The organism is Mesorhizobium sp. M7A.F.Ca.US.010.02.1.1, from assembly GCF_004023085.1.
In the GTDB taxonomy this organism is placed as follows: domain Bacteria; phylum Pseudomonadota; class Alphaproteobacteria; order Rhizobiales; family Rhizobiaceae; genus Mesorhizobium.
In genome coordinates, this window is sequence record NZ_RZRV01000022.1 from 6,828 (window position 1) to 27,631 (window position 20,804).

Here is a 20,804-nt window from a genome sequence, read left to right on the forward strand (position 1 = left end):
TGCAGATAGAATGCTGAGACCCGTCGAAATTGGCCACTCCATCTTGAATCAGTCTCAATGTCTGGGAGGCACTCTGAAGTGTGTAATGAACTAGGCCCGATTAAACCGCCAACGCCGCGATACGAAGTGGTTTTGCAGACCGGCTTGCGCGTTCCAATGCGGGACGGCGTTGAGCTCGCCACGGACCTGTATCGGCCTATTGGTTACACTGGGGAACTCGGGTCAATCCTTATCCGAACTCCATACGGTAAGACGCCCTATCGCTGTCCGGTTGAGCCTCGCCACAAAGTGGCAAGAATGTTTGCTGGACAAGGGTTCGCTGTACTTGTGCAGGAGCGTCGTGGCGTCTTCGATTCCGGCGGCGTATACGCTAGGGAACATATAGGGGACGACGGTTATGACACGCTGTCCTGGATTTCGCAGCAGCCATGGTCGAATGGACGCGTGGGCACATATGGGTGCTCGGCGCTTGGTATCGCGCAGGTTTTGCTGGCGCAGTTGTGCCATCCAGCCCACCGATGCGCAATTGCGCAGGGATCGGGCGGCGCGAACGGCTCTGCCGGAGGGCGATATCGCAACGGGGATCTCCGTCTCGGCGGTGCGGTGGAGGTTGCCGCGTTTGTCCCCTGGTTCCACCAAACCGCAGCGAAGGACCGGTCCCGAGTGCAACCGAAAAGCGATGAGGAGTATCAGCGGGCTTTCGCGTCGCTGCCGCTCGTCAACATGCTTAAGAGCCTTGGGGGACCGCCGACTGACTGGGAGGACTGGGTCTCGCGTGACCCAGGCGATCCCTGGGGGGATCGGAATGGGATGCTTAGCGAGGACTCGACCATCGACGTCCCAGCCCTGTTCGTGAACTCGTGGTACGACGTGGGGGCTGCCGACGCGCTTCACCAGCAGCGCGTTTTTAGTGCTCGCGGATTGAGCCCGGCGGCACGCGATCACCAACATATCATTCTGTCGCCAGCCACGCATTGTGGCACCGAGAGTCTCAAAGCCCCGACGGTTATCGGCGAGCGCGAGCTGGGCGACGCGCGCCTGGATTGCTGGCAGATCTACCTGGACTGGTTCGACTGCTGGCTGAACGACAAGCCCGACCGGATCGAGGGAATGCCCCGCGTCCAGTACTACGTGATGGGTCGCAACGAGTGGCGTGCCGCGTCAGAATGGCCCCCTCTTGGTGTGGAACTGCAGCACTGGTTCCTCCGCAGCGGCGGGAATGCCGCGACCCGTCTAGGCGACTGGACTCTTGATGTAGAGCCTCCGAATGCCGACGAGCCGGCTGACACGTTTACCTACGACCCTGGGGATCCGGCGCCGTTCTTGGGGATGGACGGCGGGAAGTCAAGTGGAACTACTATAGGACCCCGCGATTACCAGGACGTCCAGCTTCGTCCAGACGTCCTCTGCTTCACTTCACCGCCCCTCACAGAGGGCATGGAGGTTACCGGATTTGTCCGGGCGGTCCTCTTCGTCTCTTCTTCGGCCCCGGACACGGACTTCGTGGCCAGACTGTTGGACGTACATCCCGATGGCCGTGCGATTGACGTGGTGGACGGGATACTGCGCGTCCGCTATCGCGAGGGCTTTGATCGGGCTGTTTTCATGGAACCGAGCGTTATATGCAAAATCGAGATTGATCTCGACGCCACAAGTAATTGGTTTCCGGCCGGCCATCAAATTCGCCTGGAAATCACTAGTTCGGCCTTCCCGCGGTTCGACCGCAACCTGAATACGGGAGGTAACAACTGGGACGAAACTGAATGGGTAGTGGCTCGGAACACGATTCATCACTGCGAGCAGTTCCCCTCCCACGTACTGCTTCCTGTGATGACAGCGATGGGGTCCCATGCCGGCAAGGCGAATTTGAACAGCTTGCCGCCTGGCTAGCCTACCTCCACTATTTCAAACAAACGGTGATAACAAGCTGCGATCGGTCGGGGAGCCCGTCGCTTCTCACATCAAGCAGCTTGCCCCATCGGCCCGCGTCAATCAGCATGGAATGGGGGTCCATGGATCGGCACATAATGGCGGTGAGACTCACAATTGATGTTTTGCACAGCGGCGTAGGCGCGCTGTCACATTGATTTAAGCAATAGGGAAATTGGGGTGGCAACGCGCCATCATTGAGTGCCGGACCTGCTAGAGAAGCACGGTTGAGTTTCTTTTCAAACAACTTAGCAACGGCACAGAGTTCATCGTTGTACTGTGAATGCGACGAACACACCACCGTGCAGATAGAATGCTGAGACCCGTCGAAATTGGCCACTCCATCTTGAATCAGTCTCAATGTCTGGGAGGCACTCTGAAGTGTGTAATGAACTAGGCCCGATTAAACCGCCAACGCCGCGATACGAAGTGGTTTTGCAGACCGGCTTGCGCGTTCCAATGCGGGACGGCGTTGAGCTCGCCACGGACCTGTATCGGCCTATTGGTTACACTGGGGAACTCGGGTCAATCCTTATCCGAACTCAATACGGTAAGACGCCCTATCGCTGTCCGGTTGAGCCTCGCCACAAAGTGGCAAGAATGTTTGCTGGACAAGGCTTCGCCGTACTTGTGCAGGAGCTTCGTGGAGTCTTCGATTCCGGCGGCGTATTCACCCTCATGGAGAATGAAAGGGACGACGGTTATGACACGCTGTCCTGGATTTCGCAGCAGCCATGGTCGAATGGACGCGTGGGCACATATGGGTGCTCGGCGCTTGGTATCGCGCAGGTTTTGCTGGCGCAGTTGTGCCATCCAGCCCACCGATGCGCAATTGCGCAGGGATCGGGCGGCGCGAACGGCTCTGCCGGAGGGCGATATCGCAACGGGGATCTCCGTCTCGGCGGTGCGGTGGAGGTTGCCGCGTTTGTCCCCTGGTTCCACCAAACCGCAGCGAAGGACCGGTCCCGAGTGCAACCGAAAAGCGATGAGGAGTATCAGCGGGCTTTCGCGTCGCTGCCGCTCGTCAACATGCTTAAGAGCCTTGGGGGACCGCCGACTGACTGGGAGGACTGGGTCTCGCGTGACCCAGGCGATCCCTGGGGGGATCGGAATGGGATGCTTAGCGAGGACTCGACCATCGACGTCCCAGCCCTGTTCGTGAACTCGTGGTACGACGTGGGGGCTGCCGACGCGCTTCACCAGCAGCGCGTTTTTAGTGCTCGCGGATTGAGCCCGGCGGCACGCGATCACCAACATATCATTCTGTCGCCAGCCACGCATTGTGGCACCGAGAGTCTCAAAGCCCCGACGGTTATCGGCGAGCGCGAGCTGGGCGACGCGCGCCTGGATTGCTGGCAGATCTACCTGGACTGGTTCGACTGCTGGCTGAACGACAAGCCCGACCGGATCGAGGGAATGCCCCGCGTCCAGTACTACGTGATGGGTCGCAACGAGTGGCGTGCCGCGTCAGAATGGCCCCCTCTTGGTGTGGAACTGCAGCACTGGTTCCTCCGCAGCGGCGGGAATGCCGGGACCCGTCTAGGCGACGGGACTCTTGATGTAGAGCCTCCGAGTGCCGACGAGCCGGCTGACACGTTTACCTACGACCCTGGGGATCCGGCGCCGTTCTTGGGGATGGACGGCGGGAAGTCAAGTGGAACTACTATAGGACCCCGCGATTACCAGGACGTCCAGCTTCGTCCAGACGTCCTCTGCTTCACTTCACCGCCCCTCACAGAGGGCATGGAGGTTACCGGATTTGTCCGGGCGGGCCTCTTCGTCTCTTCTTCGGCCCCGGACACGGACTTCGTGGCCAGACTGTTGGACGTACATCCCGATGGCCGTGCGATTGACGTGGTGGACGGGATACTGCGCGTCCGCTATCGCGAGGGCTTTGATCGGGCTGTTTTCATGGAACCGAGCGTTATATGCAAAATCGAGATTGATCTCGACGCCACAAGTAATTGGTTTCCGGCCGGCCATCAAATTCGCCTGGAAATCACTAGTTCGGCCTTCCCGCGGTTCGACCGCAACCTGAATACGGGAGGTAACAACTGGGACGAAACTGAATGGGTAGTGGCTCGGAACACGATTCATCACTGCGAGCAGTTCCCCTCCCACGTACTGCTTCCTGTGATGACAGCGATGGGGTCCCATGCCGGCAAGGCGAATTTGAACAGCATCGCTAGGTGTTTAGATTGTGGTATTCGGCTTTGCCCCCCGCCTTGAACGGGTTGTTTTGAAGTGCTGCGCTTCGAGATGATGACAAAACGTGGTCTGTGTGAACAGCCACAAGCATCAGGAAAGGAAGCGCAGCATGAAAAATTATGCCGGACTGGACGTCTCCGTGAAAGAGACCACCGTTTGCATCGTGAGAAGGGCGCCGAATTTGCCGAGAGATGAAGGTTGCTAGTCATCCGGACGATCTTGCTGACGCATTGAAGAACCCCGCATGGAATCTCGCCCGGATCAGGCTTGAAGCCGGCCCCTTATCCCAATGGTTGGTCTGGCGGCAGCCGGACTACGTGACCTGTATCGAGCCCCGTCATTCCAAGGCGTTCTCAAGGCACAGGTCAACAAGACCGACCGCAACCATGCTCGCGGCATCGCGCAGATATGCGGGTTAACCTGTTCCGGCCCGTGCATGTCAAGAGTAAGCGGTATTCTCGGGCCACGGCCTTGAGCTCGAGCTTGTTGATGTAGACCCAAGGCAGGAGATCGTCGATCTGGCTGTTGGGGTGGCCGTTGACGATCCTGGTGAGGACATCGGCGAGATAAGCCGAGCGGTTCGACACCATTGAGCTTGCAGGTTTCGATCAGCGAGGCGATGACTGCCCAGTGTTCGGCGCCGCCGTCAGAGCCTGCGAAGAGCGCGTTCTTGCGGTTGAGCGCGAAGACTGATTCATTATGCACCCCCTCTTCAAATGGCGGGAAACAGCGATTTCTGATTATCGTCGTTGATGATACGCGGAGATTTGCGCGCCAAATCGGCCTTGATCCGTTCATCTTCAAGGTCGCTGGCGCGGATCTGGTAGGGCGCGCCGCGCATGACCTGCTCGGCTGGTAATATGCCGTCCCTGACGAACCGGCGGATTTTGACGTGCGACACGCCAAGCTTCGCGGCCGCGTCCGACATGGTAAGCCACTCGCCGTTCTTGTCGGAAGACCGATAGCCGCTGATCTTGTGCACCGTGCGCAGGGATTGGACGCGTCGCGCCGTCCAGGTCTTTCCCTGACCCGTCTTCATGCCCATGCGGTTGAGTGTGGCGGCGATTTCGGCATCCGACCATCGCGTTGCCATGGATCGCATGACCGCCAGAGCCTCCTCAGGCGTACTCTGGCCATGCTCTCCGGATTTGGACTTGCGAACCCTTACCTGGGAATGCTGGCCCCCATGCCAATGGATGGTCAGGATCACATCGCGCGCGTCGTCATCGACGTCCGCCACAATGTCCTTGATGAGCGCGCGCAGCAGTTGCTGACGGAACCGCATATCGACACCCGGCGCATTCCAGGCGGCTTCGAGATCCTGGGCGAGGCCGGTGAAGTCAGGGATCGCGTCGACAGGCTCCATACGCTGGACTTCACTGAGCCGGGCCTCGCAGGTCTCCACGCGCCTGAGCCTAGCTTCCCAGTTCCTCTCGAGCTGGGCCGCTATAAGCCGGTTCTCCGGGTCGCAGGCGGCGTAGCGGCGCTCGGCGAGCGATGCCTCATAGCGTGCCTGCTGCAGGTCCATCTCGATCATCTGCCGCCGCCTGGCTTCGCTCTCCAGCTGCATCTGTTCAGCCTCCAACGCCGCCTCGATCGCCATCGGCGCAACCGCCTCCAAGGCTTCGCGGGCCACCGCCGCATCGGTGCGAAAGCCGTTGAACGACATGCATCGCGCCTGCGCCATCATGGTGTTCTCGCAACGATAGACCGGGTAACCTTGGCCACGTCCGGCATACGTGACAACCAGTCTTCGCCCGCATCGACCACAGGAGAGAAGACCCGGGAGCAACGCGCGACCGCCGCGGCCCGACTTGACGCCGCCGGCTTTGCCATAGGCGTTGGCGGCGAGAAGTTCCTGGTTCCGTTCGTACTCGCTCCATCCGATATAGCCTTCGTGATGCTCCTTGAGCACCACCGCCCAATCGCTGGCCGGCTTGTAATGACCATAGCTCTTGCGGACGCGGCCATCCACGATCTCGGTGCGCTTCTCGCTCTTACCATAGACATAAGCGCCGGCGTAGAACGGGTTCTTCAGGACGGAGATCACGTTGCGGTAGCGGACCGGAACCCAGGCGAAGGACACCATCTTCTTGCCGTCGGAGGGTCTGGGGAAATGCACGCCATCGTCGATCATCGAGATCAGGACCTGGCGGGCACTGCCGAGTTCGCGGAAACGCGCGAATATCAGGCGAATGGTCTCCTGCAGGCGTATATCGGGATCGAACCCGAGACCGTAATCCCGGTGCCAGACGTAGCCGAAGGGCACAGAGATGCGCAGTTCGCCGCGCTGTGCCTTGGCGCGGTCAGCTTCGTACATGCGAGCACGCAGCACCCCGAGTTCGAACTCGCTTATGCTCCCCTTCATGCCGAGCAGCAGGCGATCGTTCGGCAGTCCCGGATCGTAGACTCCGTCCAGATCGATCACCCGTGCATCGACTTCGCCGCACAACTCGAGCAGCCGATGCCAGTCCGGTCCGTTGCGAGACAGGCGGGACGCCTCCAGGCAAAGCACAGCGCCCACATGACCGGTGCACAGATCGTCGACCAGGCGTTCGAAACCGGGACGTTCCACAGCTCCACTTGCGGTGCGTCCCAAGTCCTCGTCGATCACCTCAACCTTGCGGAATCCCCAGCGCCGCGCGACGTCGACCAGCTCATATTGCCGACGCTGGCTCTCAAGATTGAGCTGCACTTGCGCCTGCGTGGACTGACGTACATAGACAACGGCCTTGCGCTTGAGGATGGTGGCCGGAATCAGATTACGGCTCGTCATCGCGGCTCTCCTCCGTCACGATACCGGCGGCGGCCATCAGCACATTGGCGAGCCGGGCGATCACGATCGTTCGTTGCGCTGCGCTCAGCCCGACTAGCTTGTGCGAGTCGAGCGCATGCTGAGCTGGCGAACGATCACGAGAGATCGTGTCGGTGGCGGCAAGGTTCTCATTTTGAGTCTCCCCGATGATGAAACCATCCGGAGAGCCTCGCCGGAAACGGCGCTGGATCAAGAGCTTGTTCAGTTCAAGCAGTGCAGCAAGCGACGCGCGCGGGGAGCCCAGATCCATTGCTGCGCACGGGACTTCGACCTCCTGCCCAACATGGGCAGAATGACCCCGAGATTGCGATCGGACGGATCGAGCGTTCGACGGTGTTGCTGTCGATCTCGATGCGGCCGTCGTCAAGGAAGTGCGAGAGGCCTTCCCAGCGTGAGAGCGTGTAGCGGATTGCCTCTGCGAGCTTGGTCTTCTGACTGATCAGGCCGAGCTTCTCACGCAGCCAGGGTTCGAGATCGGCGACGATGGCGCGGCTTTTGTCCTGACGCATCGCGCGGCGCTCGTTGGCCGATCGGCCACGGATGTCATCCTCGATCTTGTAGAGTTCGGCGATCCGTCTCAGCGCGTCACTGGCGATCGGCGCGGGACCGGCTGCTGCCAGTTCATAAAAGCGCCGACGGACATGCGCCCAGCAGAAGGCGAGCGTGACGCCGCTTTTGTCGGCCAGCACGCGATAGCCGCCATAGCCGTCGACCTGCAAGATTCCGGTGAAGCCTGCGAGATGAGCGATCGGACGCTCGGCCTTTCGGTCCGGCGCATAGACATAGGCGACGCCCGGCGGGTCGCTCCCCTCCCATCGTCGGTCATCGCGGGCATAGGCCCAGAGTTGACCTGTCTTAGTCTTGCCGCGGCCGGGATCGAGCACCGGCGCGGTCGTCTCGTCGGCGAAGAGTTTTGCCGAGGACTTCAGCTTGCCAAGCAGCCGCTCATGCACCGGACGCAGGTGCCAGGCGGCGCGGCCGACCCAGTCGGCGAGCGTAGAGCGATCGAGATTGATACCCTGCCGGGCGTAGATTTGCGCCTGACGATAGAGCGGAAGGTGATCGGCATATTTTGAGACCAGCACCTGGGCGACCGTTGCCTCGGTCGGAAGACCACCCTCGATCAGCCGGGCCGGCGCCGGAAGCCTGAACCACGACGTCCTCGCAGGCGCGGCAGGCATATTTGGGCCGGCGCACGACGATTACACGCAGCTGCGCCGGAACGATGTCGAGCCGCTCGCTCACGTCCTCGCCGATCCGATGCAAGCCATTGCGGCAGCATGGGCAGGCATGGTCCTCGATGTCGACGACCATCTCCACGCGCGGCAGATGGGGTGGCAGCGCGCCCCGGTTGGCCCGGCGCCTCGTGGCCTTTGCTTGCCGCTCGGCGGGAGCAGATTGCTCCTTCTCTTCCTCACCGGCGGCCTCGATCTGCTCCGCCTCTTCGAGCCCCAGCAGCAATTGATCCTCGGGGAGCGTCTCGGCACGCCGGCCGAAGCGGTGACGCTGCAATTCCTTGATGATCTGAATCAGACGGGCATTCTCGACGTCGTGCGCCAGGACCATCGCCTTCAGCGCGTCCGGATCGTCGGGAAGCTGGTCAGCCGTCATCGCCATGAACGGATCAGACCATATTCGCCGACAGCCCGCGACAGCGGAATCTAGGCTGATTCACTTCGTCGCGGGTCAGCCCGCCTGGGCTGGCACGCGGGTCCGGCGCGCCTCATGGACTCGCCGCCAGTCGAGACCTTCGAGTAGCGCCGAGAGCTGCGCGGCCGTCAGCCGCATCATGCCGTCATGCACTTTCGGCCAGCGGAACTCCCCATCCTCCAAACGCTTAGCAGGCAAACCCCGGTGCCATCCCAGAAGATCAGCTTGATCCGGTCAGTCCGCTTCGCCCGGAAGACGTAGACGGCCCCGCTGAACGGATCGGCCCCCATTGTCTCTCGCACCAGCGCCGCCAATCCCTCCGCACCCTTGCGGAAGTCGACGGGCTTCGTCGCCACCATGACCTTGACCGCACCCGTCGGCCCGATCACGACGTCGCCTTCAGCGCGCGGATCACTGCGGCCACCGTCTTGGTATCGGCGCCCCGGCCGACGCGCATCGCGATGCCGTCGATCTCAAGCTCGATCATGCCGGCATCTCGGGTGGCTTGCCGTTTCCGCTGCTTCGGTGAACGGCTGGCTGCAGGTTCCGCCGCCGCCACAACCGCCGGCACAAAGGCAGGAGAATCTTGCTGCACCGAAGCGGCCTGTTTGCGCGCTTCGCGGCGCCAGGCGAAGACCTGCTGCGGCCTGAGACCATAACGGCGGGCGACCTCGGAAATGATCGCATTCGGCTCCAGCGTCTCTGCGATGATCCGCGCCTTGTCATCCACCGACCAGTGACGCCGACCGCCGGCACCGTTGATCACCTCGAAACGCCGAAGCTGCCGCTCCGGGTCAAGCGTAAGGTCAAGTCCAGACACAAGCCGATCTCCGATCCCAATACAGGATCGGCAACCTCACAGATCGCGACCACTCCCGAAAGGTGGTCCGGAAACACCGCTCTGATGTCCGCTGTCAAGGTTTGGAACGCATGAGGTCGCCCGATCCGAGGAACGGCTGCTCATTCTGATGATCGCGCATGGGTGGGGAGGCGGAACTGAAGGACGTCGGTGATCAAGCTCTGATGCGCGGGTTGGCTACCGCATTCCCGATTGTGCGTCCGGGGCTGTTCCTATCTTACTGCGGGCGTCGGTCGATTTGCCGGCCACAAAGCGTCTGACGGGCATTCCCCTGCCGTGGTCCCGCCTCCGCCCATGCGCGATATGTGCGCCATCGCGGCGAGCGATCAGGTGACGCGCGCCTCCCTTGCGACTGCCCACATAAAGCCGACCAGTTCACGGGCGATCGCGGTGCAGACGACCGTTGTCCGTTTGCCCCGAGCGCTCAGCATGCGGTAGCGGGCTGTCAGGCGGGACTGCGCCTTCCAGGCGATCTCACGCACCTTCGGTGACGCCTGCTCCAACCGGTATAGCTTCGCCTTCCCGACCTTGGGCGGATGTCGATAGGTCCAGGCGCTCTCGACCAACATGTGGCGAACCCGACCGTTGCCTGCCTTTGTGATGCCGCCGCGCCGGACTGTCTCCCCGGTTGAGCGCTCGCCGGGGACCCGACCGAGATATCCCATGAGCTGGCGTGGGCTTTCGAACCGGCTGGCGTCGCCGACTTCGGTGACGAACGTCACGGCGACAATTAGGTCTACCCCACGCAATGTCTGAAGCGCCCACACGATCGGTGCCAGCGACCAGGCCGGGACGAACTCTTCGATCACACGCTCCAGCCGCTCGACCCGCTCTTTCGAGACGCGCACCGCCTCGACCATCTCCTGGAGTGCGATCTGATGCGCGGGATGATCGAACCTTGTTCCTGAAGCCAGCGTAGATAGCGCATCGTCCAGCTCTTCTTTCGCGGATAGCTACGGCCGTGCTTGAGCATGAATGCGCTCACCTGCTGGCGATGGACCCGCAGCGTCTCGACCGCGCCCGCCCGCGCGCGAACAAGATCCCGTATGGACTCGTGCCCTTCATCGGGAACCCACACCGCGGTCAGCTCGCCGGCGCGCAATAGTCGGGCAAGGGAAATGGCGTCTCGACGGTTCGTCTTCACCCGATCGCCGGGCTTCCTTGGTATCAATGATGGTGCAACCACGGTGCACTCGTGCCCGAGCGACCGGATCAGGCGATAAAGGCCGTACCCGGTCGGCCCAGCCTCATAGCAGAAATGCACGTAATCAAAGCGGCTGGCGATCCGGCCTATGACCCGCCGCATGCTGGTCGCCGACGCGTCGACCTCACCGAAGAACCGAACCTCTCCTTCCCGGCCTGCCTCCGCAATCGCAATAGCGTTCTTAAGCTTCGCAACATCGATTCCGACAAATGCTTCTCTATAATCCGCCACGGCTCGTCCTCCTGTGGTGAGGATCGGCTCGGCCCGTCCGAGCAACCCTCGGACGCGCAGTGTAGGGCGAGCCACCTCATCGGCAGAGGCGGACATACGGTCTTACTGTCAAGACGCTGACGACCCAGAATCGCCGGGCGCTGCTGACGGCCCTCAAGTCGCTTCAGGAAAAGGCCATCGCCATCGAGAACGACATCCGTGGCCTGTTTCGTAACTTCGGTCTCAAAGTTGGCATTGTCGACGGCCGGCAAATTCGCGGATCGCATCCGGGACCCTTCCGGTGACATTCCGGAACTCGAGACATCATGGAGACGTTGCTCACCGCCCGTCGGAAACTTTGCGAGCAGTTCACGGTGCTACACGAAAGACTGTTGTCGATCGTGAGGGGTGACACGGTTTGCAGGCGGTTGATGACCGTGCTGGGCGTCGGCCCTATCGTTGCACTGGGTTTCAACGCCACGGTCGATATTCCTGCCCCCTTCAGGAATTCGAAGGACGTGGGGCCGTATCTCGGTTTGACGCCGCGGTTACATCAATCAGGCTAGGATAATCGCGTCGGCAGGTCAGCCTAGGAAGCTTGAATGGGATTGACTTCAACACGCCGAATAGACAAGTCCAGGCATTTGGTGGAGCGGATTGAGAGTGAAGCGCTCGGGCTGGGAAGCCCATGCCTTGCAGATGAACTCGTAGGGTGAGACCTTTGAGGGCCTTCAGCCTGCGGCCGAAATTTGTAGGCCGCAACAAAGTCGGCAAGATGCCGACGCAGTTGGTCATGATCGTCGTAGTGGAAACGCTTGCCCGTCGCGTCCTTGATGGTGCGGTTCATTCGCTCGACCTAGCCGGTGGTCCAAGTATGCTTTGGCTTCGTGGTTCGAAGCACAGCGCGACGATGCGGCCCCCGAACGTGCTTGCGGGCTTCCTGGCGCCGCGACGAGCGCTTGCAGGCGCTGACGGTCGCTGGCCAAAACGGTGAAGGGGGATGCTATTGCGCATGCATCTAACTCGCACGCCAAACCGCAAAACGGAATCCCGAAATCGGACTCTTTTGATCCGATCAATCCACTATGAGACGCCGATTCCGAAATAGCGGGTGTGGGCGACATTGAGGATGCGATTGATCAAGCTTACGAAGCTGTGTCCGCCGGCCGTTGCAGCTGTGCCATAACTGGAGTGTATACCAAGGGCCGGCACCGAGTTCATCTCTAGGACAAACGGTTGGCCTGAGCGATCGATCCGGAAATCGACGCGGGCATAGTCCCGGCAGTGGCAGGCACGGAAGGTCGCAACCGAAATATCCCGTAACATCGTCTCAAGCCCGCTCTCGATTTTCGCCGGGCAAATCTTGGGCACCGCTGCGGCCGCCACGTACTTCGCATCCCAATTCATAACACGCGTTTCGCGGTCACCGAAGTCCTGCTCCACTAGAGGCAAAACTTCGGGCTCCCCGTTTCCGAGCAACGCAACGCAGATTTCCCGCCCCTCGATGTATTCCTCCACTAGCGCATCCTGAGCATGCTGCGTGACGATCACTTCGACGGCCTGCCGCAACTTAGAGTGTTCATGTATGATCTGCAATCCGAAGCTGCAGTCCTCCTCCCGCGGCTTCACTACCACTGGGAATCTCAGGTCGCCGGTGTTCTCGGTGCCGCGACGCATCACGCGAAAGTTCGGAGTCGGCACGCCCTGATCGCGGATGAGCATTTTGGTAATGACTTTGTCTCCCGTCAGCCCAATCCCGAAGGGGCTACATCCAGTGTATGGAACACCGGCCATCTCAAGCATGGCAGGAACATGAGTGTAACGCTTTTCGCCCTGAATTCCCTCCGCCAAGTTGAAGACCATTCCCGAGGGGCGACCTTGCGGATCAGGTGGCATGAACCGCTCGAGACTGGCGAGCAGTCCTTTATCGCCTTCACACACTACCGTCTCGTGGCCGCCCTCTTGAAGTGCCGCCACCACATCTTCCAACGTGCCGCTATGCGGCCAAGGCTGCGGCGGCTGCGGACAAGGCTGACCGAACCGGTTAATCACACCGTTGAAATCACTGTTCGTTACGATGGCTACTCGCATGAGCTATCTCCTTTGACGTTTGTCTGCTGTCACGAAACCAATGAAAACTGGATGGAGGCCAACCGCTATATCAACATTGACGACCTGCACGAGTACAAGAGGCTCGAAGCACCATGGCTGACCCTTTTCACAACCCCCTCCACAAACATAGGTCCACCACCCGGTTCCCTCTCCGGTTCCCGACCCTTTCCGCTGGCGGTGCTCTTTTTGCCCAAGTAGCTCGAAAGACGGCGAGTTGGGTTGCGGTACCATCAATAAAGCCTTATGCAGGGTTTATGCCAAAACAGATGATAACCGGCGGATGAGAGCGCTCCGACGCGAAATGATCGCTTCAAAAACCGTGCCAACCTCGCAAAATGCACGTCGGCCAGTGCTTTGAGTTTGATATCAAACTTACGGTCATATCAGGTACTAAACTGGCCCGCACAACCACTATGTCGCAGGCGCGACAAAATCCGACAGAGATCGTATCCCAGGGGACGAGCGGCGACCCATCCGCAGTCTTTTGACGCTCGCCGGTCCCTTACATCGAGCCCTGGCGTCCAGAATTGAAGTTGGGCGAAGGCGATCCGCATAATCGTATGCCCGGCCTGGCCGGCTTCAACGTGCGAGCGCTGCAGCAGTTTCAACAATGATGGCGAGTCGGCATAAATCTTCTTGAGAGGCTGGCGCTTAATCCCGGAACAAACGCGGCAATCAGCACTTCGCCTTGCTCATTTCGATGACGGCCATAGTGTTATTGCGCGCTTCAAAAGCTGGACAGCGATTCCGCTAATTCCCGGACAGCGTTTTCACAAAAGTCCGACAGTTCGTCGAGGTTGGTCCTCGGCAGCCTGGTTGCTGTAGGGCTGATTGATTTCGGTGTTCTCGGAGTCGGTCAAGAGGGCCGAGGCTTTTTTCTTCGGATGCTCTCGCCCTGAAGGGCGATGCGGTGTGCATTGTGCACGAGCGGTCGTGTATAGCGTCGGCGACCGTGCTGTCGTTAATAAGGTCGTGCCAGCTTGCCACGGGGACCTGGGCGGTGATCAGGGTGGATTTTCTCTGATAGCGCTCCTCGACGATTTTCGAAGAGGTGGAAGCGCTGCTGATCGGAGAGAGCATGGTTGCCGAAGTCGTCGTGGATGAGCCAAGTGGACACGGGTGAGCTTGTCGATGAGGCGGGGAAAGGAACCATCGATGCGTCGCTCTCGAACAGGATAACAGTGCGGCTTCGGAAAAGTCCGGACAGGCTTTCCGGTAATCTCAATGATGAGACCCGCGCCCGCCGTTCCAAAAAAAGGTTCGGCACGAAGCCCGCATTTTTTGCACTGGGCTTACGGCGTGCTGATCCACTGTTTCGTCATTACTATTCCCGAGCCTTGCAACCGAGCCGGAAGCGTCAGGCGAATGCAGGATTCCTGCGCTCGTAGAGCGTCCCAGCTTGGTCAGCACAACCTGACGATACGCGCCATCTTGGCGGCAAAGGCATTTGACGCAGCTGAATTGTCACGATCAGACGGCAGTTGGATCCTCATTGGATGGCCAGTGTTGCAAAAATCACAGGCTGGAGATCGGACTTGCGCCCTGGTGAATTTCCGCCACCGCATCGGGGTCGGTCTTCAACCCGGCAACTTCGACTTCCCAATTATAATAGAGACCGCGGCCGGGGCTTTGGCGGAGAGGGTCAGTCCTGGCGATGCCTCTCTCGAGCCGGCCTACATTGCAGCTGCCAGGCGGTTGGTTGAGCGCGGAGCCGTCGCGATAACCAGGGACTGCGGCTTCAGTATCTGGTGCCAGGCTGCACTGGCCACGTCTGTCAAACTTCCCGTGGCCATGTCGAGCCTGCTACTGGCGCCCACGCTCCTCCGGCAGCTTCCGGCCGGCGCAAAGCTCGCCGTCTGGCCGCAGACTCAAGACACTGCGGCGAAGAGCTGCTGGGCATGGATTCATCCGCAGGGGCAAGAGTAGCCATCGGCGGCATCGAAGGTAATACGCGGCCGGCTAGTGTTACCGAAATGGAGTCCCCGGGTTGCAGTCTGTGTCGCGACTTCGCGCCGCACATCCCAAGATTGACGCACTCCTATTTGAATGTACATTGTCCCCGATGGTGACGTCAGCAATCCGTCGTAGGACAGGACTGCCCATCTATGACGCCGCGCCCCTTTATCGAATGACATTCGCGTCCGTGGCTTGACCGCTTGGAGGCCGTCAGGTGCTTGAGCGCGGCAGTCTCAAGTTTTAAGGGGTGGCAGCGTGGAATCTGCTCCTCGCGAAAGAAGGAAGCCCCAGGCGACTTTCGATCGTATATGCCGCGGCTAGGACGGAGGTGTCGGAATAGCGCGCGCCGACCAGTTGTAGCCCGACGGGCAGCCCTTGATCATCCAGGCCCGATGGAATCGATGCTGCTGGTTGCTGGGTCAAGTTGAAAGGGTAGGTGAAGGGCGTCCAGTCCACCCACCCCTTGTAACTATCATCCGGCACATTTCGCCCGACGGGGAACGGCGCGATAGGCATCGTCGGTGTGACCAAGAGATCGTAATTTTCGTGGAACTTCGCCATCAGAGCGGAGAGCTCGAACCGCATCGCCTCAGCTTCCTGAAATTCGGTAAGGGTGATCTTCAGCCCGCGTTCGGCACCTTCCAGAAAGCCAGGATCTAGTAATTGTCTTTGCTGTTTGTTCATTCGTGACACAATACGGGCGGCGCCAGCGAACCAGAATGTAGAAAACACCTCCACCGGATCCGCAAATCCCGGATTGACTTCGGCCACCTCGGCCCCAAGAGCTCGAAGCTGGTCGATCGCATTATCGGTAACGTTTTGGATATCTCGCGCCACCTTGACATAGCCGAGGTTCCGACTGTAGCCGATCCGCAGGCCCCTGATGGTGGTCTTTGCTGGATCGGGGTCGAGACCTAGGTACGCCGGACCCGCATAGCCATCGCGAGCGTCCTTTCGTGCAATCACATTCATCATCAGGATCGCATCCGCAACGGTGCGGGTCACCGGCCCCAAATGAGACAGCGTTGTCATGGCGCTAGCTGGCCATTGCGGAACGATGCCGAAGGTTGGCTTGAAGCCGAAGGTCCCCGTGAAGCTCGCCGGTATCCGGATTGATCCCCCGCCGTCGCTACCCTGATGAAGAAAGCCAAGGTTGAGCGCAGCCGCAACTGCCGCCCCTCCCGACGACCCGCCTGGTGTCAGGTCAGGATTCCAGGGATTGCGGGTGATCCCGTAGACCGGGCTGTCTGTTACCCCTTTCCAGCCAAATTCTGGAGTGGTTGTCTTGCCCAGGATAACGCCACCGGTCTCACGGATACGGGCTGGAACAGGGGCGTCTTCAGTCCAGGGTCCCTCGGTGCTGCCGGACAATGAGCCACGTCTTGTCGGCCAGCCTCGTGTCAAGGTGAGGTCTTTGATGGTGGCCGGAATGCCATCTAGTACTCCGGCTGGTTCCCCCTTCATCCATCGACCCTCCGAGGCCCGGGCAGCAGACCTGGCCCCTTCGTGGTCGACGAGGCAAAATGCGTTCAGCGCCGGGTTGTTGGCGTCGATGCGGCTGAGACAGTCATCGACGACTTCAACAGGCGAGAGCTGCCGCCTTCGGTAGAGTTCCAGGCATTCGCACGCCGACAGACCCTCAAGAGATGTTGGCACGGATGAACGAGTTTTCATTTTACGAGGTCCGCTACATTCAAGCCTGGCATAAGACGGCAGTTATTCATTCGTTCTGCGGCCCTTGTCAGACCGATCATCAAGACGTCGGACGGGATCCCAACGTGTTCTCTACGAGCTTGATCCAGTACGATGTTCCATAAGGAATCGCCTCGTCGTTGAAATTGTAGGCAGGGTGATGCAGGCCGGCGCTGTCACCGTTCCCGCACCAGACGAAAGCACCCGGCCGCGCCTGCGCCAGGAAGGAGAAATCTTCCCCCCCCATTACCGGTGGCGTCTCGAGCACATTGTTTTCACCGGCCACGCCCTTGGCCGCGCTTCTCGCAAGGTCGGTCTGCTGGACCTCATTGAAGAGAATTGCGTCGAAGCTCTGAAATTTAATATCTATCTTCGCGCCGGTTATCTGGGCGATGCCGGCGACCACTTCGCCCACCCGCTCCTTCACGAACTTGCGCACCTCCGGCTTTAGCGTCCGCATGGTGCCCACCAACTCCGCTGTTTGCGGAACGACGGGGACTAGTCTCTGCCCGGACTGGAACTGGTGGAACGAAATTCCTGCCGAGTCGACAGGGTCAATGTTCTGAGCCAGGATATGCTGCAGGGCCGTCACAAGCTGAGCGCCGACCAGAATCGGATCGATGCATTCATGAGGCCTTCCAGGGTGCCCCCCTCGCCCTTCAATGCTAATTTCTATGCTATCAGTTGCCGCCATCACTGGACCTTGCCGGATTCCGAAGACACCTACCGGCAAGCCCGGACGATTGTGCATTCCGTAGATGTGCTCGATGCCGAACCGCTCCATCAAACCGTCATCTAGCATGGCAACGGCGCCGGTACCGATCTCCTCGGCAGGTTGGAAGATCATGACCGCCGTTCCAGCGAAATTCCGAGTATCGGCAAGATAGCGCGCGGCACCCAACAGCATCGCGGTGTGGCCGTCATGCCCACACGCATGCATCAAGCCCTTGTTCTTGGACGCATAGGGCAGATCGGTCGCTTCGTTGATCGGCAGCGCATCCATGTCAGCGCGCAATCCGATAACCTTTGGGTTACCGTCGCTCACGACGCCGTTGCCCTTGATGACGCCAACGACGCCGGTTTTGCCGATGCCGGTCGCGACGGCGTCGCAGCCGAATTCGCGCAGGCGCTCGGCGACAAATGCCGAAGTACGGGGGATGTCGAAGCCCAGTTCGGGATGTGCATGGATGTCCCGGCGCCAAGCCACTATCTCGGGGAGAAACTCTGCGACGCTATTGAGAATTGCCACGGGGACTTTCCTTTCTTGCCGGTTGCAGGCGAATTTCACGCTTTGTCCTTGCGAGAGCCGGGAGACCCGTTTCCGCGCTGCCGGGAGCACAGCATCCTCTGTGCGACGTAGGCACCCCAGCTATTCCGCCGACTGAAGCCGCTCCAATTAGCCGGGGACCGACAATCCTGAATTCCGCTCCGCCCAGAATGTAGCAAGTGCCAAAGAGCTTGGTTGCGCGAAGGGCGCCTTGGTCCCGCAGAATATCATCGTTTTTTGGTCATTGGCGCATAACACCTGCAGGCTGAGAGGAGGTGCCCTGGTATATATGCGGGACCATTCAAAATAGGACAGCCGACATTCAGAAGTGCGGGACAACTGCGACCCGCGGAAGGCGCGTGGTGGTTGCCTGGGCGGGCTCTTTTGAAGGCTACTCTTCAGCAATTGGCAGAGCAAACGACGCCTTGATCCGATCCATTACAACGATTGTCTTGAACCCCTTTACTTCAAGATGTTCGTAAAAAAAACGACGGGTAAACGCCTCGTACTCGGCCATGTCCTGAGCAGAGACCGTAATAATAAAATCCGCTTCACCCGTAACGTAGTAAGCGTTCATGATCTCAGGCGTCCGCCGAATTGCCTGCTTGAAACGATCGATGATATCGGCGCGATCGCGCTCGAGAGTGATGGATACCAGCAGGAGCAGGGGCCGACCGACGGCTTCCGGTGAAACTATGGCAACGTCCGCTTCGATGACGCCAGCGTCTCGAAGTCGCTTTAATCTCCGCTGACAAGCGGTAGCCGATAGTCCGGCAAGTTCGCCCAATTCCTCTGTCGTAAGGCGATTGTTGCGCTGCACGACGTTGAGAATCTTCCGGTCAATTCGATCCAGATCCATTCACAATCTCTGCTCATGATGATATCGGCCAATGCCAAGGCCGCCAGTCCGTACGTCCAAAATGTAGCAAGTGCCAAACGCCCTCTCGGCGCTAAAGTCGGTCCAAGTCGCAGAAAATCGGCGTTTCTTTCGCCATCTGCGCACAATACCGGCATAGTATAACTATCTGAGGGGTGCCGCTGAATCGATGGGCGTTGCTGGTGAGCAGTTGCGGGCCAGCGCAAGAACGGCAGATTCGATCGGGTGGGGGCGATCCCCGGTCGAAAAGATCCTACCGATCTCGTTGCTCAGGCGCAGAAAACATGAGTTGCAGCACGCTCGCATCAGTTCGAGGCAAGCGTGTTAGGGAGCGACATCACCAAGGGTGTCGGCGTTGCAGCATAAATCGGAGACCATGAGAGTCAGGCTATGAACCGGCCCCGGCTTTCGGATGCCTTACGGCCCTCGCGCGTCGGCCGCGAGTGAACTATGATCCGCATGGGTGTGGGGCTGGAGGAGAAGGTCGTCGGCTCAGTCAGGCTAACGTCGCTCCAAGCACTGGTAAGAAGCCCTATCCGCGGTCTGAGAATTACCCAAATTGATCTCTCGTGAGGCAGTTGTTGCAGCTGCATTCCGTCGAGACGCTTCAGTGATCCGCGAGAATGGCTCGCGATCTCTGCGTGAATCGCGGTTTGGCGCAGGAATGCGGCGTGGGAGACCGAATGTTAGACCAAAGTCGGCACGAGCACCGTGTAAAATGGGCAGGTCAGCGCAGACCAGTCTGGCGGCATTCTTACCCTTGCCGGAACGATCGCCTGAACAAGGTAGCTCAACCGCCGTCCGCACTCCCAGGAGAGAAAGCCATATGCTTCCCTTGGACATCCTCCGAAAGGAGTTTCCAGCCACAGCAAACGCCATCTACATGGATGTCGCGAACCAGGGCCTCATATCAAGCACAACATTGGCTTCAATCGAGCCTCATTTGAACAATCGGCTGCATGGCCTAAACGACGAAGAAAGAATGCTCGAACACGTCGAGCGTACTCGCGCTAGGTTCGCACAATTTATCAATTCAGATCACGATGAAATTGCAATTACCAAGAATGCATCGGAAGGCATCAACATCATCGCTAATGCGATCGATTGGAGAGATGGAGACAACGTCGTTCTATGCCCAAAATTGGAACACGCAAATAATATCTTGCCATGGATTCAGATCAGAGACCGCTACAATGTCGAGTTGCGAGTCGTAGAGCCGGATAACGGCTCAATTCCCCCTGATGCATTCGTAAAGGCGATTGATTCTCATACCCGCGTTGTTGCCTTGGCGACGGTGACGATGGTTCCGGGGTTTCGGACCGTCATGGAGCAGATATCCGAAGCCTGTAGGCACTACGGTGCATTTCTTTTGGCGGACGCGACGCAATCTGTTGGGATACTCCACACCGACGTCAATCGACTTGGCGTAGACGGTGTAGCAGTGTCCACTGTGAAGGGTTTGATGGGTCTTTATGGATCGGGTTTTTTATATTGCCGTAAAGAATGGGCCGATCGGCTGAGCCCGGCCTATCTTGCGCGCTTCAGCGTAGATTTCGGAAACGCGCCAGAATCAGCTCCGGTACCTAGTTTTGTAAAGTTGCGCTCTGGCGCGCCCCGCTTTGATATCGGGCATTACAACTTCCCTGGCATGTTGGCTGCATATGCATCAATGGGCCAGCTACTTGATATCGGAACCGAGGCGATCGACCAGAGCGTTACCTCACTCGCAAAACGTATGGCCACTGGTCTCTTAGATATCGGGCTTCCGGTCTGCGGCGGGCCACCAGGCGCTCACACTGGAAGTATCGTAGCCGTTGGCGATTCCAGCGATCTTGTTGAAGGGCGCCCAGTCGACGCCCGCATTCGGTCGCTTCACGAGCATTTCACGAAGAACGGGGTAATCGTCTCAATACGCAGAGGCATGCTCCGGTTTTCCCTGCATCTTTACAACACCGCCGATGAAGTCGATCGCGTAATCAATCTGGCCAAGAGCTGGTCGAAGTAAGAGCGACACGGCTAGTTCAT

At 59.4% G+C, this 20,804-nt stretch carries 12 protein-coding genes and 6 pseudogenes; 5 read left to right on the forward strand and 13 right to left on the reverse strand.

Features of this window, described 5'->3' with window-relative positions; genetic code table 11:
* Positions 1-156 precede the first annotated feature (156 nt).
* The 3 genes and pseudogenes from EOA19_RS21540 to EOA19_RS35945 form a co-directional block, all read left to right on the forward strand.
* The gene (locus tag EOA19_RS21540) at positions 157-1,890 is read left to right on the forward strand and encodes a CocE/NonD family hydrolase (protein ID WP_245486255.1); all 1,734 of its coding nucleotides are present in this window, start codon (positions 157-159) and stop codon (positions 1,888-1,890) included.
* A gap of 498 nt (positions 1,891-2,388) precedes the next feature.
* Positions 2,389-4,158, forward strand: a complete 1,770-nt coding sequence (locus tag EOA19_RS21545) for a CocE/NonD family hydrolase (protein ID WP_245486257.1) — start codon at positions 2,389-2,391, stop codon at positions 4,156-4,158.
* 88 nt (positions 4,159-4,246) lie between these two features.
* Positions 4,247-4,584 (forward strand): annotated as a pseudogene (locus EOA19_RS35945) (IS110 family transposase); the annotation flags it as partial.
* Between the two features lie 44 nt (positions 4,585-4,628).
* Here the strand turns inward: EOA19_RS35945 and EOA19_RS21555 are convergent.
* The 7 genes and pseudogenes from EOA19_RS21555 to EOA19_RS21580 form a co-directional block, all read right to left on the reverse strand.
* Positions 4,629-4,821 (reverse strand): annotated as a pseudogene (locus EOA19_RS21555) (transposase domain-containing protein); the annotation flags it as partial.
* A gap of 28 nt (positions 4,822-4,849) precedes the next feature.
* On the reverse strand, positions 4,850-6,913 hold the full coding sequence (locus EOA19_RS21560; protein WP_063169338.1) for a recombinase family protein: 2,064 nt from the start codon (positions 6,911-6,913) through the stop codon (positions 4,850-4,852).
* Positions 6,900-7,202: a hypothetical protein gene (locus EOA19_RS35335; RefSeq protein WP_063169337.1), complete on the reverse strand. Its 303-nt coding sequence runs from the start codon at positions 7,200-7,202 to the stop codon at positions 6,900-6,902. Before EOA19_RS35335 ends, EOA19_RS21560 begins: the two co-directional genes overlap by 14 nt.
* Before the next feature lie 49 nt (positions 7,203-7,251).
* Positions 7,252-8,569, reverse strand: a pseudogene (locus EOA19_RS21565) (IS66 family transposase); the annotation flags it as partial.
* Positions 8,570-8,638: 69 nt separating this feature from the next.
* A pseudogene (tnpB, locus tag EOA19_RS21570) lies at positions 8,639-8,991 on the reverse strand (IS66 family insertion sequence element accessory protein TnpB).
* A complete protein-coding gene (locus tag EOA19_RS21575; protein WP_199489649.1) occupies positions 8,988-9,368 on the reverse strand; it encodes a transposase in 381 nt (126 codons plus the stop codon). Before EOA19_RS21575 ends, tnpB begins: the two are co-directional and overlap by 4 nt.
* Positions 9,369-9,787: 419 nt before the next feature.
* Positions 9,788-10,992, reverse strand: a pseudogene (locus EOA19_RS21580) (IS110 family transposase).
* Between the two features lie 314 nt (positions 10,993-11,306).
* On the opposite strand from EOA19_RS21580, the gene EOA19_RS35950 reads away from it, so the two are divergent.
* Complete coding sequence (locus EOA19_RS35950) at positions 11,307-11,441, forward strand: IS110 family transposase (RefSeq protein WP_224570036.1); 135 nt, start codon at positions 11,307-11,309, stop codon at positions 11,439-11,441.
* A 48-nt stretch (positions 11,442-11,489) separates the two neighbouring features.
* On the opposite strand, the pseudogene EOA19_RS21590 reads toward EOA19_RS35950, so the two are convergent.
* The 6 genes and pseudogenes from EOA19_RS21590 to EOA19_RS21620 form a co-directional block, all read right to left on the reverse strand.
* Positions 11,490-11,770, reverse strand: a pseudogene (locus EOA19_RS21590) (integrase core domain-containing protein); the annotation flags it as partial.
* Between the two features lie 188 nt (positions 11,771-11,958).
* Positions 11,959-12,966, reverse strand: coding sequence for an ATP-grasp domain-containing protein (locus EOA19_RS21595; protein ID WP_063169333.1), 1,008 nt, complete (start codon positions 12,964-12,966; stop codon positions 11,959-11,961).
* Positions 12,967-13,737: 771 nt separating this feature from the next.
* Positions 13,738-14,067, reverse strand: a complete 330-nt coding sequence (locus EOA19_RS21600; protein WP_272482847.1) for an ATP-binding protein — start codon at positions 14,065-14,067, stop codon at positions 13,738-13,740.
* A 1,116-nt stretch (positions 14,068-15,183) separates the two neighbouring features.
* On the reverse strand, positions 15,184-16,617 hold the full coding sequence (locus EOA19_RS21610; protein ID WP_063169332.1) for an amidase: 1,434 nt from the start codon (positions 16,615-16,617) through the stop codon (positions 15,184-15,186).
* 79 nt (positions 16,618-16,696) lie between these two features.
* The gene (locus tag EOA19_RS21615) at positions 16,697-17,884 is read right to left on the reverse strand and encodes a M20 aminoacylase family protein (protein WP_063169331.1); all 1,188 of its coding nucleotides are present in this window, start codon (positions 17,882-17,884) and stop codon (positions 16,697-16,699) included.
* Between the two features lie 409 nt (positions 17,885-18,293).
* Entirely contained in the window at positions 18,294-18,761 is a 468-nt protein-coding gene (locus EOA19_RS21620) for an Lrp/AsnC family transcriptional regulator (protein WP_063169330.1), read from the reverse strand.
* A gap of 844 nt (positions 18,762-19,605) precedes the next feature.
* On the opposite strand from EOA19_RS21620, the gene EOA19_RS21625 reads away from it, so the two are divergent.
* On the forward strand, positions 19,606-20,784 hold the full coding sequence (locus EOA19_RS21625; RefSeq protein ID WP_063169329.1) for an aminotransferase class V-fold PLP-dependent enzyme: 1,179 nt from the start codon (positions 19,606-19,608) through the stop codon (positions 20,782-20,784).
* Positions 20,785-20,804: the final 20 nt, after the last annotated feature.